Genomic DNA, 13,168 nt, shown 5'->3' with positions numbered 1-13,168 from the left:
TGCTATTGAACCGGGAGCTGCAGGCGCTTTGATCAGATGCGTCAGCAGCTCTTTTTTGTATGGGGCAGCGCTGTGCAGGCCTGAATGCATAATCTCTTTACGCTGCACTGCAGCAGCCCTCACCCTCATCAAGACCCGCAGGAGAGAGATAAGCCATGAGCCAGGACCTGATTGCTGTTTACCCCGGAACCTTTGACCCGATCACCCTGGGGCATGAAGATGTGGTGCGCCGGGCTGCACAGCTGTTTGGCAAGGTCATCGTGGCCGTGGCGGCAGGCCATCACAAAAAGACGCTGTTTTCGCTGGAGGAGCGCATTGCCATGGTGCGCGAGTCCTGTGCCAATTATCCTCAGGTGGAGGTGGAGAGCTTTGACGGGCTGCTCGCGCATTTTGTGCTCGCGCGCGGCGCCAAGGCCATGGTGCGCGGCCTGCGCGCGGTGACGGACTTCGACTATGAGTTCCAGCTTGCCGGCATGAACCGCACGCTGATGCCCGAGGTGGAAACCGTGTTCCTCACGCCCAGCGATCGCTATCAGTTCATCAGCTCCACCTTTGTGCGCGAGATTGCCACGCTCAATGGCGATGTGGACAAGTTTGTCTCCAAGGGCGTGCATGAGCGCCTGATGGTCAAGGTCGGCCGCAAGGCCTGAGCTTTCAGCCTCCCTGGCTAGTCGCCCTGCTGCGATAGCTGCTGATGGTTTCGTGGACAAAGCGCAGCTTGTCCCAGGCCGGGCCGGAAATGGCAAACGGATAGGCATCGCCATGGCCGAGGCTGCGATTCAGGCTGTTGTGCAGCAGGGTCAGCGGCACCCACTGGGATTGCATCACCGAAAAATCGGGCGGCACCGGCCCCAGCGGGTTTTGAATGAGTTGCTGGCCCGTGCTGGGTATGTCCGGCACGGTAATGCAGGTGCCGTAGCTGGCTGCGGTCTCCAGCAAGTCCACCATGTGCAGATAGTGAGCCCAGGTTTCGGCCCAGTCCTCCCAGGGGTGTGAGGTGGCATAGGCGCTGATGAACTGACCGCGCCAGCTGTTGTCCAGAGGGTCCTTGCCGTAATGGCGCTGCAGAGCCAGGGCATAGTCCTGATTCTCATAGCCAAACAATGCCCTGAAGCGCTCCAGATGCTCGCTGTTGGCTATCAGCTGATCCCAGTAGAAATGTCCCGATTCGTGACGCAGATGTCCTATCAGCGTGCGATAGGGCTCGTGCAAGGCCTGGCGGCGTTTGGCACGTTCGTCGTCGTCTGCCTCGACCACGTTGAGCGTGATCATGCCGCTGGCATGGCCGGTCATGACGGGATTCTGGCCGGGCAGGTCTGCGAGCAGGGAAAAGCGCGGCTCGGCCACGCGGTGCCCATGAGGGTCCAGCAGGCCCAGCCTGGCCAGGGTGTAGAACAGCCTGCGCTTGGCGACCTCGATCTTGGCCCAGCGCAGCTCATTGGCGGGATCGCTGCCGTTCGGCAGCCATTCGGTCTGTCGGCAGGAAACGCAAAGCGGCTGCGGGTCTGAGGCCTCGATCGCAAAATTGCACAGGCTGATGTTGTGTCGGTGGGCGCAGGCGCGGTAGCGTGTGTCGGGGCCCCCGGCCGGGGGCAGAATGCCGACGCGCAATTGGTCGGGCAGGAATGCCTGGCTTGCTCCGCAATGCACGCATTGCAGGCTTTCAAAATAGATCAGGTGGCCGCAGGCCTCGCAATTGAAAACTTGCATGCGGACACTTTAATGGCGAAGTCAGCGACCCGGTTGTAGGAAAAAACAAAGCCAGCTCAAAAGCTGGCTTTGGGGCTGGAAGTGCAGCCCTCGGACAGGGCTTTGCATCATGCGGGCAGATCAGGGTCTGACCACGATGCTGTTGCGCACTTCGCGCACATGCTTGGTCGTGCGGGCAATTTCGCCGGCACGGGCCTTTTCTGCTTCGGATTTGGCAAAGCCCGACAGCTGCACGGTGCCGTTCATGGTTTCGACGCTGATCGCGGTTGCAGAGACATTCTTGTCTTCGGCCATCTTGGCCTTCACTGCAGTGGTGATGCCGGCGTCATCCACATAGGAGCCCACAGTCTGCTGGTCACGAGCCACCGAACAGGCTGTGGTTGCCAGCACGGTCGTTGCAGCGACCAGACTGAAAGCCAAAGCGCGAGTCAGATTCTTCATATGGTTCTCCCTTGGTTTTGAAAAGGCGCAAAGAACGCTTGCGAAAAACGGCTCAGAGTGAATTCCTGCTCACTTCCTGCGCGAGCGGCCCAGAAAGAAAGCCGTCGCCAGAGCCGCCCCGGTCGCCGCGGCGATCAGCACGGAGCGTCCGGGTTGTTCGGACACATACTTGGTGGTCGCATCCGCTGCGGTGTTGAACTGACGGCGTGCGCGGTGCGAGCTGTCGGCCCAAAAGTTGATACTGCGCTCGGCCAGATCCTGTGCCCGGTTGGCAAGGTTGTCGATCAGCGGGTTTTCGCTGTCGTCGATATTGCGTATATGACGCCCTGTGGAGTCGATGGCCTCGGAGGCTGTGCGCCGTGCGCGGCGTGCGGCGTCATGAACCTTGTCGGCGACGTCCTCTGCCACGTCCTGAGCTTCATTCACCATTTTCTGGGCGGCCTGCTTGCCGGAGTCCGTTGCATCTTCAGCGGCATCGGCTACCTTGTGGGCCATATTCTGGGCGGATTGGGCGGCATGCTTTGCCGATTCCTTGGCATCGGCAGCCAGCTCCTTGGCGGCGTCCTTGAGATCTTCAACCGTGTCCTTGGCGTCTTTTACGGCTTGGCTCATTGTTTGGAACTCCCTGAAATCTAGAAATTATCGTGACAGCGTGAAGTAACGCCAGTCTTCGTAACCCGGCCTTTCGGAGGCAGAAGCTGAGAGCGATCATGGCGAATACTGGTGGTTTGTGCAATGTGCCGGAACAAAGTTCTACACATTTGGCACCAATGCTATTTCTTCACGAGGCCCATCAGGAAGGTGATGACGGCCATGACCAGAAACACGAAAAACAGAATCTTGGCGATACCTACGGCGCTGGCCGCGATGCCGCCGAAGCCGAACACTGCAGCGATCAAGGCAATCACCAGAAAGACAATGGCGTAGTGCAACATGGTTTTCTCCTATCGAATGCAGGCCGACAGGCATTGCCGTGCGGCCATGTATTGAATGTAGAGAACTGAGCAGCCCAAGCTTGACGGTGAGCTTCTGTCACCAGGGTCGGGGTATTTAGGGACAGTCATGTAGGACTGCGTTGACATGTGCGTCCAGTTCAGGTGCTTGCCATTGTCAAAGGAATGACTGCCGAGATCGTGGTTCCCTTGCCGAGCTGGGATGCCACGGTAAGCCTGCCGCCGACAGCTTCAACGCGGTGTTTCATGCCTGCCAGTCCATGGGAGTTGGGGCGCATGCTGGCCGTCTCGAAGCCTTGGCCATCGTCCTGGATCTGCACGGCCACATAGGTGGGATAGTTATGCACCGTGACGATGACATGGCTGGCCCTGGCGTATTTCCCGATGTTGGTGAGCGACTCCTGTACGACGCGATAGACCGTCAGCTGCGTGGATTCAGGCAGGTCCACCTGCTCCAGGCTGCATTCCACCTCGATGTTGCTGCGTTCACCGAATTCCCGGGTCAGGATTTCCAGCGCGGTGGTCAGGCCCAGGTTGGAGAGAGAAGAGGGTCGGAGGTCTTCAATGATGCGGCGTTTGAGTGCAATCCCGCTGTTGAGCGTCTCGATCAGATGGGTGATGCGTTCGGAGACGTCGGGTGTCGAGGTGTCGATCTTGGACTTGAGGCGCGCAACGTCCAGTTTCGCGGCGGTCAGCAGCGAGCCCAGTTCATCGTGCAACTCGCGTGCCAAGTGCGCTCGCTCATCCTCGCGTACCTGCTGCAAATGGGTTGCCAGCTCGGTGAGGGCCGCTGTGCGGTCACGAACGACTTCCTCCAGACGATTGCGTTCATCGCGCTGAATCTCCTGCTCGCGCTGATGTGAGTGCTGCAGCGCATTGGCCTGTCGCAGGTACATGAAGAAGCCCAGAATCCCCAGAGCGGTCACTGTCGCAATTCCCAGGCGTGACAGACCCAGCGTTTGTTCGATATCCGCGAGATTGGACTTGACGCGCTGATCGATGCTGTCCATCAGGGTTTTGATGTGGCCCCGTATGGCATCCATGTTTTCCATGCCTACGTCGGTAAACATCACAAAGCGCCACGCTTCATCGTTGCCCTGGCGATAAAGGCGCAGGCTCAGCTCCATTTCGCTGGTCTTGCGCTCGACCTGGCGGGCCAGTGGAGTAAAGGTTGCCAGCTCCTTGGGGTCCATGATGAAGATGCCGCGCAGGTCATCCATGCTGCTGCTGATCGCGGCGGAGGCAGAGTTATAGGGCTCGAGATAGCGCTCCTCTCCTGTCAGCAGGTAGCCGCGCAGGCCGGTTTCCGCATCCAGCATTTGCTGCATCAGCAAATTGAGCTTGGCTCTGGTGGCTTGCGTCTTGGTGAGCGTGTCCAGAGCCTGCAACGAACGCTTATAGCCAGCTTCATTAATGCTTACCATTAAGACTGCCGCAATGACTGCGATCGTCAGGCTGACTGCAATTTTGCGGATATTGGTCCAACGCATCTACATCCTCTCACCTACAAGGCAATTACCTGATATTCTGCATAACCGTAGCGTCAACGACTGACATCATAGTGCGGGTCTTAAAATGTGATGCGCCCTGGAGATGAGCGCAGTTTCATGAAAAGAGGTGTTCATGATAAAAGTAGGCATAGTGGATGACCATGCGATTGTTCGCTCGGGATTACGCCAATTCCTGTCGGAACATGTAGATCTGAGGGTCGTGGGAGAAGCGGGCAATGGGCGGGAGGCCATTGACCTGGTTCGGGAGCATGAAATTGACGTGCTGTTGATGGACTTGTCCATGCCAGGGCAAAGCGGCATAGATGCCTTGGCCATGCTCAGAGCCAAAGCACCTGATATGGGCATCCTGATACTTAGTGGATACCCTGAGGAGCATTACGCAATCAACTTGATTCGTCAGGGGGCCAGCGGATATCTCAACAAGGAGTGCGATCCTCAGGATATTGCAGAGGCCATCCGTACCGTGGCTCTGGGAAGGCGTTACCTGACGCCGGCAGTGGCCGATCTCCTGGCCCAGCAACTCAACCGCAAGGATGATGTTCCGGCACACGAGCAATTGTCGGAGCGTGAGTTTCAGGTATTCCTGAAGCTTGCGCGCGGCGAGACGGCTGGAGACATTGCCAAATCGCTTTCGTTGAGCGTGAAAACAGTGAGCACTTACCGGACAAGGCTCATGGAAAAAATGGGCCTTTCCTCAAATAGCGATCTGACATACTATGCATTGAAAAATCGATTGATCGATTAATGCAGACTCAAATAAAAAAGGCTTGAAATATTCAAGCCTTTTTTATTTTGCGTTATTTTCAAGATTTACTGGTATTTAAATCAATACAGAAATCTATAAGCGCATCGATTTCGTTGGATTTGTCAAATACGGCATCTGCGCTGAGTTCAAGGCAGCGCTGTCGTATATCGGCGGTCGCGTAATTGCTCAACACGAGCAGCTTTTTCTGCGGTGGTCGATGTTGAAGGCTTGTGACGATGCCGAGACCGCTGCCCTCGCGCAAGAACAGGTCCACGATGACCAGATCCCAGGCGTCAGGGTTGTGGCTGAGCCAGCGTACAGCATCGGCTTCGGTCTCTGCCACCCCCACCGCTTCCACATCGGCAAGCTCCGCCATCGTCGCAATCAGGTTGTCGCGAATCGTGGGATTGTCTTCAACAAGAAAGGTACGCAGTTTCACGACGGTAGCAAGCTGATGAGGTGGACGCCAAGGATCAAGCGGCGAGAGTCATTTCAATTCTCAATGTGGAAAATCAATTACGGCCCATGAAAAAATCATTGTATTGTCATTTTTTGTAATTTGTGTTTGGCGTTCCGCAGATATCACAGGTTTTAACCCTAGCAATTTTCATCCTACTCCACTCCATGGAACGTGCATCAAGCATTTGAAGTTGTCCGACAGAAGATCGGCCAAAACCGACAATCAGCTTCAGTGCTTCTGCAGCTTGCTGGGTGCCGATCAGCCCAACCAGCGGAGCAAAGACGCCCATGGTTGAGCACTGAACCTCTTCGAATTCAGCCTCTGGCGGAAAGACGCATGCATAGCATGGGCTGTCGGGGTTGCGTGGATCAATGACCATCAACTGGCCATCGACACGGATGGCAGCTCCTTCGACCAGGGGTACGCCGTGGCGTACGCAAGCCGCATTGATGGTCTGGCGGGTCTTGTAGTTGTCGGTGCAGTCGAGCACGATGCTTGCCTCGGGCAGCAGTTCATCGAGCAGGGTCTCGGTTGCACGCTGCTGGATGCAGCGAACTTCGATCCCGGGATTGATGGCATGTACGGCAGTGCGGATCGATTCCACCTTGGGCATGCCTATGCGCTCGGTCGTGTGGGCAATCTGGCGCTGCAGATTGGTCATGTCCACGACGTCGTTGTCGACGATGGTGATGCGCCCCACACCTGCCGAGCCCAGATAGAGTGCGGCAGGCGAGCCCAAGCCGCCAGCTCCAATGATCACTGCATGCGCCGCCAGAATGCGCTCCTGGCCTTCGATGCCGATCTCGTCGAGCATGATGTGACGGGAATAGCGTAGCAATTGATCGTCATTCATCGGTTTGCTTCCATGGTTCCAAGAAAAAAGCCGGGCAAGCCCGGCTGATTTTGAGCGGGTTCCATAACCCGGTGCTTATTTTTTGCTCTTGTCGGAGTCGCCTTTTTCGGGCGCTTTCTTGTCAGCGGGCTTTTTGTCCGCGGCCGTCGCGTCTCCGGGCTTCTCTTCGATTTTGCGCTCCGTCAGGGTTTTGCTGACCTTGACAGGTTGGCCTTTGAGCTTGTTCAGTGCCTGTTGCAGCTGAAAGTCCTTTTCAGACCCGAATTCCGGCAGGCGGCGTTCGGCGGCTGGCTTCTTGGCTTCCTCTTCCAGGCGTTTGCGAGCTTCCTCGCGGGCCTTTTCAAGCGAATCGTTCTTGACCTCCGCACCCTGTCCGCTGGACAAATGCTTTTCAAGGTCTGCTTCACGCATGCTCAGTGCCGCAAACAAATCGCCGTCTGCAGTCTCGTCCACCATCACATCGGGCACGATGCCCTTGGCCTGAATGGATTTTCCGCTAGGCGTGTAGTAGCGCGCCGTCGTCAGCTTGAGAGCCGTATCGGGCCCCAGAGGGCGCACGGTTTGCACCGACCCCTTGCCAAAGGACTGACTGCCCATGACGGTGGCGCGTTTGTGATCTTGCAGAGCTCCGGCCACGATTTCGCTGGCCGAGGCCGAGCCTTCATTGACCAGCACCACCAGAGGCAGCTTTTTCAGTGCTGCAGGCAGGCGTTGCAAGGGGTCGCCAAAACCGCGCTGGGCGTAGAACTCGGGCGAAGCCTTGTAGACGGCCTTGCTTTCGGCCAACTGGCCGTTGGTCGAAACCACGGGCACATCGGGTGGCAGGAAGGCCGCAGAGATGGCTACGGCCGCATCCAGCAAACCGCCGGGGTCGTTGCGCAGGTCCAGCACCAGGCCCTTGAGATTGGGTTCCTGCTTGTAGATTTCCTCGACCTTGCGGACAAAGTCATCGACGGTGCGTTCCTGGAACTGGCTCAGGCGAATCCAGGCGTAGCCAGGTTCGATCACCTTGCCCTTGACCGATTGGGTCTTGATTTCTTCACGGGTGATGGTGACGGGGAAGCTGCGGCTTTCATCCTTTCGCAGGATGTTCAGGCGCACCTTGGTATTCGGCTCGCCACGCATGCGCTTGACAGCGTCATTGAGCGTCAGGCCCTTGACGGCCGTGTCGTCGATCTTGGTGATCAGGTCGCCGGTCTTGAGACCCGCACGGAAAGCGGGCGAGCCTTCGATGGGGGAGACGATCTTGATCAGCCCGTCTTCCATGGTGATCTCGATGCCGACGCCCACGAACTTGCCGGAAGTGCCTTCCTTGAATTCTTTGTAGGTTTTCTTGTCGAAGTACTGGGAGTGAGGGTCCAGGCTGGAGACCATGCCGGAGATGGCGTCGGTGATCAGCTTCTTGTCGCTGACCTGCTCCACGTAATCGGTCTTGATCAGGCCGAAGACGGCCGACAACTGCTGGATTTCTTCAAGTGGCAGAGGCGTCACACCCCCGCGAGCCAGCGTCTGCAGGGATACGGTGGTCAACGCACCGGCGACCACGCCCACAGAGATCCAGCCTGCAATTTTGATTTTTTGACCCATAGCACCCCTTAAACCATTCGCAATATACACCTTGGACGGCGGAAGGCCCATGAGGTTCCACAGGCCTTTTGCCGTGTCAGTCCTGTTCAGACTGCGCAAGCGGCCTGAACAGGAACGGTGAAGAGGTCTCTCTCAGGCCTTGCCCTGGGCTGCAACTGCCGCTGCAGCCTTGGCTGCGGCTTCGGCGTCGCCCAGGTAGTAGTGGCGGATGGGCTTGAGGTCGGCGTCCAGCTCATAGACCAGAGGAATGCCGTTGGGCACGTTCACGCCCACGATCTGGTCGTCGGCGATGTTGTCCAGATACTTGATCAGGGCGCGGATGGAGTTGCCGTGTGCGGCCACAACCACCCGTTTGCCGGCCTTGATGGCGGGTGCGATGGACTCGTCCCAGAACGGCACAACGCGGGCCACCGTGTCCTTGAGGCACTCGGTCAGCGGGATCTGCTCGGGCTGCAGCTTGGCGTAGCGCACATCGCTGCGTTCGCTGCGCGGGTCGGTGGCTTCCAGGGCGGGAGGCGGCACGTCGTAGCTGCGGCGCCAGACCAGCACTTGTTCGTCGCCGTACTGCTTGGCCATATCGGCCTTGTTCAGACCCTGCAGACCGCCGTAGTGGCGTTCGTTGAGGCGCCAGCTATGCACCACGGGTAGCCAGGTGCGGTCCATTTCATCCTGCACATGCCACAGGGTACGGATGGCGCGCTTGAGCACGCTGGTATAGGCCACATCGAAGTCATAGCCTTCTGCCTTGAGCAGTTGGCCGGCCTTCTTGGCCTGTTCGACGCCGGTGGCAGTCAGATCCACATCGGTCCAGCCGGTGAAGCGGTTTTCAAGGTTCCAGGTGGATTCACCGTGGCGGATCAGAACGAGCTTGTACATGGATTCTCTCAAAGTAGCAAAGCAGTAATGACACAAAGTCAAAACCGTGCATTTTAGGGGCTGGCCTTTGTCCGGGCTTGAGGCAAGGTAAGCCGGTCGTGTCCAGCGGTGGCCGCCAAGCTATTCCTGTTGGGCCCTTCGGGGATTGTGCAGAGCACTCACTTGCGGCCTAGGGCATATGAACAGAGGGTTTGGGATTACGGGAGGAGGGGCTGTGGCCCTCTGGCGCGATCCGCCGGCAAGCCTGCCTCTAAAATCGTTCGGTTTGCCATCCCAAGGAATGACGTGAAATTCATCATTGATAACTGGTATTTGATCCTGATTGCCGTGGCTTCGGGTGTGATGCTGCTGCTGCCCGCACTGCGCGGAGCGACAGGTGGTTCGCTGTCGGCAGCGGCTGCGGTGCACCTGATCAACCGTGAAAAAGCCGTGGTGCTGGACGTCTGCGAGCCCGAAGAGTTTGCCGCCGGCCATGTCAACGGAGCCAGGAACCTGCCGCTGAGCCAGTTGGAAGAAAAGCTGCCCACCACCGTCAAGAACAAGCAGCTGCCCGTGGTGCTGGTGTGTGCATCGGGCGCCCGTGCCGTGCGTGCCGAGGCCGTGGCCAAGAAGCTGGGTTACGAAAAGGCCCAGGCGCTGGCTGGCGGCATGAAGGCCTGGCGCGATGCCGGCCTGCCGGTTGAAAAAGCCTGATTCGGCCGCAACTGAGAACTCTGACGACTGCAGCACAGCATGCTGCATTGCAAAAACTACAAGGAAGTTGCTCATGCAAGCCGTGAAGATGTACACCACCGCCGTCTGCCCCTATTGCATTCGTGCCAAGCAGATTCTCAAGTCCAAGGGCGTGGATCAGATCGAGGAAGTGCGCATCGATTTCGATACCGCTGCCCGCGATCACATGATGCAGGTCACCGGCCGCCGCACCGTACCCCAGATCTTCATTGGCGATACCCATGTGGGCGGTTGCGACGATCTGATGGCGCTGGATGCCAAGGGCGGTCTGCTACCCCTGCTGCAAAGCTGATTACGCGCCGTGCCACTGCCGCCAAACGGCATGAATTTGCGCCTTGTGCTGCTTGCTACGATGCAGCCTCTGGCTGTCACTGCATAATGCAAAGCGCTATTTCATGGAAATGCCTGCTGTGAGGATAGCTGCGTGCTAGTCCTCTGCGCAGGCATTTTCATTTCCCTCTCAAGATTTTCTGAAAGACCTAACTCATCATGGCCGAACAAGACAACAGCCCCGTGTTCCAGATCCAGCGCGTGTATCTGAAGGACCTGTCCCTGGAGCAGCCCAACTCTCCTGCCATCCTGCTGGAGCAAGAGCAGCCCAGCGTGGACATCCAGCTGGGTGTGGAAGCCACTCCCGTGGCTGAAGGCGTCTACGAAGTGGCCGTGACCGCAACGGTTCAGACCAAGATTCAGGACAAGACCGTGTTCCTGGTCGAAGCCAAGCAGGCCGGCATCTTCGAAATCCGCAACGTGCCCGAAGATCAGATGGGCGGCGTGATCGGCATTGCCTGCCCCCAGATCATCTACCCCTATCTGCGCGGCAACGTGGCCGACGTGGTGACCCGCGCCGGCTTCCCTCCCGTGCACCTGGCCGAAATCAACTTCCAGGCCATGTACGAGCAGCAGCAAGCGGCTGCCGCAGCACAGGCCGAAGGCCAGCTGCCCCAGTAAGCTGATGGCAATTGCTGATTCCTGCGATGTGCAAGAATCGGCAGCCAGGCAAAAAAGAGGCCCTAGCGGCCTCTTTTTCTTGTGCGTTGTGCACAAACTGCTATCAAAATTCAGGTATGAAAATTCTTGTCATCGGCGCTGGCGCCTGGGGTACGGCCATGGCCATCAGCGCGGCCACCCATCCGGAGCAGGATCGCGTCAGCCTCTGGGCGCGTGACCCGGCGCAGGCGCAGCTCATGCAGGCCGAACGCGCGAATAGCCGCTATCTGCCCGGCATCCGCTTCCCGGATGCGCTTACGGTGGTCAGCGGAGATGTGATGGCCCATGTGGCGGATGCCGATCTGATCGTGCTGGGCACGCCCATGGCGGCGCTGCGCCAGTGGCTGGGCCAGCTCAAGGATTGCCGCCGGCCCGTGGTCTGGCTGTGCAAGGGCTTCGAGGCCGTGGCCGCCGACGCACCTGCCGGCAGCTATGGGCTGATGGCGCATGAAGTCTGCCAGCAGGTGGCGCCGCAGCTGCAAAGCGGTGCGCTCAGCGGCCCCAGCTTTGCGGCCGAGGTGGCACGCCAGCAGCCTACGGCTCTGGTGGCAGCCAGCGCCCATGAGGGCGTGAGCGAGCTGCTGGTGTCGGCCTTTCACGGCGAAGCCATGCGCGTCTATGCCAATCACGACATCGTGGGCGTGGAAGTGGGTGGTGCCGTCAAGAATGTGCTGGCCATTGCCACGGGTCTTTGCGACGGCCTGCAGCTGGGGCTGAACGCGCGTGCGGCCCTGGTCACGCGCGGCCTGGCCGAGATGACGCGTCTGGGCGTGGCCCTGGGCGCGCGCGCCGAAACCTTCATGGGCCTGTCCGGCCTCGGCGATCTGGTGCTGACCGCCACCGGCGATCTCTCGCGCAATCGCAAGGTGGGCCTGCTGCTGGCCGAAGGCAAGAGCCTGGAGCAGGCCGTGACATCGCTGGGCCATGTGGCCGAGGGTGTGTACAGCGCCCGCACCGTGCTCGCCCGGGCACGCCAGGTCGGTGTGGAAATGCCCATCACCGAAACCGTGGTTGCCCTGCTGGACGGCCAGCTTCCGGTCACCGAAGCCGTGCAGCACCTGATGGTGCGCGATCCGCGCGGCGAATAAGCCAATAAAACCATAGCTTCTATCGCCTGATATTCATGGATTTCAGATGATTTTGTGTCTGAAATGCAATGAATTCATGCGCTTGCAGCTATTGTTTTAGGGGCAATGCCTATTTGCCCTCTCTGACGCTGAGCCAGGCACTCGCCGCCCCGCACAGCGCAATGACGACCATGCCCAGTACGGCCCATTGGTCGGGGATATGGCCATAGACCAGCCAGCCTGCCAGCAGTGCGCAGGGAATCTGGCTGTAGAGAAACGGCGTGATGGTCGCAGGCTCGGCTTTTTCATAGGCCTTGAGCAGCATCAGGTGTCCGACGGCGCTGCCTGCGCCCATGGCAATCGCGGCCAGCCAGAGCGCGGCGCTGTCCGGCAGCTGCCAGACCCAGGGCAGGGCCATGCAGCTCAGGCTCAGGGCCACTAGGCTGGTGTAGATCTGCGTGGTCAGCGGGCGCTCCTTGCCCGCCATGCGACTGCTCAGGATCTGATAGGCGGTATTGGCCAGCAGCTGCAGCGCAGGCCAGACCAGGGCCCAGCCGCTGAACTGGCCGCCGCCCGGCCGCAGGATGACCGGCGTACCCGCAAAGCCCAGCGCCACCAGCACCCAGCGCAAGGGGCTGACCTGCTGGCCCAGCCAGAGCGCGGCCAGCAGGGTCAGTGCCAGCGGCGTCAGCGCCACGATGGCCGTGAACTCCGCCAGCGGCAGATAGCGCAGGCTGAGCATGGCCAGCGCATTGCTCAGGCAAAACAGAATGGCGCGCAGAAACTGAAAGCCCGGGCGCCGGGTGCGAAAGATGTCCAGTCCATGGCGAGCCACGCCAAAGCCCACGGTCAGCGCCGACTGCAGCGCATAGCGCAGCCACAACGCCATCAGCAGCGGCAGCAGGGCGCCCGCATATTTGGAGCCTGTATCGAGTATCGAAAAACAGGCGCAGGCCAGCACCGTGAAGCCGATGCCCGTCAGCGTATGGCGATGGACTGAAGGGGCGGAGTGCTGTGACATGGAAGAACGTACCGGGCACTGGGCGGTGCCTAGAGAAAAGATTTCAGGTGATTCTGGCCTGAAACCCTTTAAAGATAAGCGCTAGCTGCTATTTAACTTGAAGATGCAATTGCTAAAGGGCGCGGGCCAAACAAGAGCAGCCAAGCAAGGGCCGCCCCGCAGCGATGGCTGCGTCCCCCTCCCATAGCGCGCAGCGCGTAGAGAGAGGGGGAAGCCGCAAAG

The 13,168-nt window shown here is 59.1% G+C and carries 16 protein-coding genes; 6 read left to right on the top strand and 10 right to left on the bottom strand.

What is annotated here, in order from left to right:
• The first annotated feature begins 155 nt into the window (after nt 1–155).
• A complete protein-coding gene (gene coaD / locus Cth01_RS04400) occupies nt 156–650 on the top strand; it encodes a pantetheine-phosphate adenylyltransferase (protein ID WP_034355775.1) in 495 nt (164 codons plus the stop codon).
• A gap of 4 nt (nt 651–654) precedes the next feature.
• Here coaD and Cth01_RS04395 read toward each other — a convergent pair whose 3' ends face one another.
• From Cth01_RS04395 to Cth01_RS04375, 5 genes are all read right to left on the bottom strand, one after another.
• A complete protein-coding gene (locus Cth01_RS04395; protein WP_045838599.1) occupies nt 655–1,710 on the bottom strand; it encodes a zinc-binding metallopeptidase family protein in 1,056 nt (351 codons plus the stop codon).
• Nucleotides 1,711–1,830: 120 nt separating this feature from the next.
• Nucleotides 1,831–2,151 (bottom strand): BON domain-containing protein, encoded by a 321-nt coding sequence (locus Cth01_RS04390; RefSeq protein ID WP_003066716.1) that lies wholly within the window; start codon nt 2,149–2,151, stop codon nt 1,831–1,833.
• A 69-nt stretch (nt 2,152–2,220) separates the two neighbouring features.
• Nucleotides 2,221–2,763, bottom strand: a complete 543-nt coding sequence (locus Cth01_RS04385; RefSeq protein ID WP_082085632.1) for a YtxH domain-containing protein — start codon at nt 2,761–2,763, stop codon at nt 2,221–2,223.
• Nucleotides 2,764–2,924: 161 nt separating this feature from the next.
• Nucleotides 2,925–3,086, bottom strand: a complete 162-nt coding sequence (locus tag Cth01_RS04380) for a DUF1328 domain-containing protein (RefSeq protein ID WP_003051882.1) — start codon at nt 3,084–3,086, stop codon at nt 2,925–2,927.
• 158 nt (nt 3,087–3,244) lie between these two features.
• The gene (locus Cth01_RS04375; RefSeq protein WP_003066721.1) at nt 3,245–4,594 is read right to left on the bottom strand and encodes a sensor histidine kinase; all 1,350 of its coding nucleotides are present in this window, start codon (nt 4,592–4,594) and stop codon (nt 3,245–3,247) included.
• Between the two features lie 133 nt (nt 4,595–4,727).
• Here Cth01_RS04375 and Cth01_RS04370 point away from each other — a divergent pair, with 133 nt between their 5' ends.
• Nucleotides 4,728–5,360 (top strand): response regulator, encoded by a 633-nt coding sequence (locus Cth01_RS04370; RefSeq protein WP_003051886.1) that lies wholly within the window; start codon nt 4,728–4,730, stop codon nt 5,358–5,360.
• A gap of 58 nt (nt 5,361–5,418) precedes the next feature.
• Here Cth01_RS04370 and Cth01_RS04365 read toward each other — a convergent pair whose 3' ends face one another.
• The 4 genes from Cth01_RS04365 to gpmA form a co-directional block, all read right to left on the bottom strand.
• The gene (locus Cth01_RS04365; protein WP_034355771.1) at nt 5,419–5,799 is read right to left on the bottom strand and encodes a response regulator; all 381 of its coding nucleotides are present in this window, start codon (nt 5,797–5,799) and stop codon (nt 5,419–5,421) included.
• Between the two features lie 106 nt (nt 5,800–5,905).
• A complete protein-coding gene (locus Cth01_RS04360; protein WP_034355768.1) occupies nt 5,906–6,673 on the bottom strand; it encodes a HesA/MoeB/ThiF family protein in 768 nt (255 codons plus the stop codon).
• Nucleotides 6,674–6,748: 75 nt separating this feature from the next.
• Nucleotides 6,749–8,260: a S41 family peptidase gene (locus tag Cth01_RS04355; protein ID WP_034355765.1), complete on the bottom strand. Its 1,512-nt coding sequence runs from the start codon at nt 8,258–8,260 to the stop codon at nt 6,749–6,751.
• 132 nt (nt 8,261–8,392) lie between these two features.
• On the bottom strand, nt 8,393–9,136 hold the full coding sequence (gene gpmA / locus Cth01_RS04350) for a 2,3-diphosphoglycerate-dependent phosphoglycerate mutase (protein WP_003066733.1): 744 nt from the start codon (nt 9,134–9,136) through the stop codon (nt 8,393–8,395).
• 285 nt (nt 9,137–9,421) lie between these two features.
• On the opposite strand from gpmA, the gene Cth01_RS04345 reads away from it, so the two are divergent.
• The 4 genes from Cth01_RS04345 to Cth01_RS04330 all read left to right on the top strand — a co-directional run bounded on the left by Cth01_RS04345 (nt 9,422) and on the right by Cth01_RS04330 (nt 11,946).
• Nucleotides 9,422–9,829, top strand: coding sequence for a rhodanese-like domain-containing protein (locus tag Cth01_RS04345; RefSeq protein WP_003066735.1), 408 nt, complete (start codon nt 9,422–9,424; stop codon nt 9,827–9,829).
• A gap of 73 nt (nt 9,830–9,902) precedes the next feature.
• Nucleotides 9,903–10,160 (top strand): glutaredoxin 3, encoded by a 258-nt coding sequence (gene grxC / locus Cth01_RS04340; protein WP_003066738.1) that lies wholly within the window; start codon nt 9,903–9,905, stop codon nt 10,158–10,160.
• 197 nt (nt 10,161–10,357) lie between these two features.
• Nucleotides 10,358–10,819: a protein-export chaperone SecB gene (gene secB / locus Cth01_RS04335; RefSeq protein WP_003066740.1), complete on the top strand. Its 462-nt coding sequence runs from the start codon at nt 10,358–10,360 to the stop codon at nt 10,817–10,819.
• 116 nt (nt 10,820–10,935) lie between these two features.
• The gene (locus Cth01_RS04330) at nt 10,936–11,946 is read left to right on the top strand and encodes an NAD(P)H-dependent glycerol-3-phosphate dehydrogenase (protein ID WP_034377905.1); all 1,011 of its coding nucleotides are present in this window, start codon (nt 10,936–10,938) and stop codon (nt 11,944–11,946) included.
• A 109-nt stretch (nt 11,947–12,055) separates the two neighbouring features.
• Here Cth01_RS04330 and Cth01_RS04325 read toward each other — a convergent pair whose 3' ends face one another.
• Nucleotides 12,056–12,946 (bottom strand): DMT family transporter, encoded by an 891-nt coding sequence (locus Cth01_RS04325; protein ID WP_045838598.1) that lies wholly within the window; start codon nt 12,944–12,946, stop codon nt 12,056–12,058.
• Between the last annotated feature and the right edge of the window lie 222 nt (nt 12,947–13,168).

Source organism: Comamonas thiooxydans (genome assembly GCF_000964545.1).
Classification (GTDB): domain Bacteria; phylum Pseudomonadota; class Gammaproteobacteria; order Burkholderiales; family Burkholderiaceae_C; genus Comamonas; species Comamonas thiooxydans.
Note: the sequence above shows the minus strand (reverse complement) of the source record. Positions and strands in the feature narration are given on the sequence as shown.

Bases quoted from the DNA above. Each gene is read 5' to 3' on its own strand.
- grxC (WP_003066738.1), top strand. From the start codon at position 9,903: ATGCAAGCCGTGAAGATGTACACCACCGCCGTCTGCCCCTATTGCATT.
- Cth01_RS04325 (WP_045838598.1), bottom strand. From the start codon at position 12,946: ATGTCACAGCACTCCGCCCCTTCAGTCCATCGCCATACGCTGACGGGC.
- Cth01_RS04370 (WP_003051886.1), top strand. From the start codon at position 4,728: ATGATAAAAGTAGGCATAGTGGATGACCATGCGATTGTTCGCTCGGGA.
- Cth01_RS04330 (WP_034377905.1), top strand. From the start codon at position 10,936: ATGAAAATTCTTGTCATCGGCGCTGGCGCCTGGGGTACGGCCATGGCC.
- Cth01_RS04390 (WP_003066716.1), bottom strand. From the start codon at position 2,151: ATGAAGAATCTGACTCGCGCTTTGGCTTTCAGTCTGGTCGCTGCAACG.
- Cth01_RS04360 (WP_034355768.1), bottom strand. From the start codon at position 6,673: ATGAATGACGATCAATTGCTACGCTATTCCCGTCACATCATGCTCGAC.
- coaD (WP_034355775.1), top strand. From the start codon at position 156: ATGAGCCAGGACCTGATTGCTGTTTACCCCGGAACCTTTGACCCGATC.
- Cth01_RS04355 (WP_034355765.1), bottom strand. From the start codon at position 8,260: ATGGGTCAAAAAATCAAAATTGCAGGCTGGATCTCTGTGGGCGTGGTC.
- Cth01_RS04375 (WP_003066721.1), bottom strand. From the start codon at position 4,594: ATGCGTTGGACCAATATCCGCAAAATTGCAGTCAGCCTGACGATCGCA.
- Cth01_RS04385 (WP_082085632.1), bottom strand. From the start codon at position 2,763: ATGAGCCAAGCCGTAAAAGACGCCAAGGACACGGTTGAAGATCTCAAG.
- gpmA (WP_003066733.1), bottom strand. From the start codon at position 9,136: ATGTACAAGCTCGTTCTGATCCGCCACGGTGAATCCACCTGGAACCTT.
- secB (WP_003066740.1), top strand. From the start codon at position 10,358: ATGGCCGAACAAGACAACAGCCCCGTGTTCCAGATCCAGCGCGTGTAT.
- Cth01_RS04380 (WP_003051882.1), bottom strand. From the start codon at position 3,086: ATGTTGCACTACGCCATTGTCTTTCTGGTGATTGCCTTGATCGCTGCA.
- Cth01_RS04395 (WP_045838599.1), bottom strand. From the start codon at position 1,710: ATGCAAGTTTTCAATTGCGAGGCCTGCGGCCACCTGATCTATTTTGAA.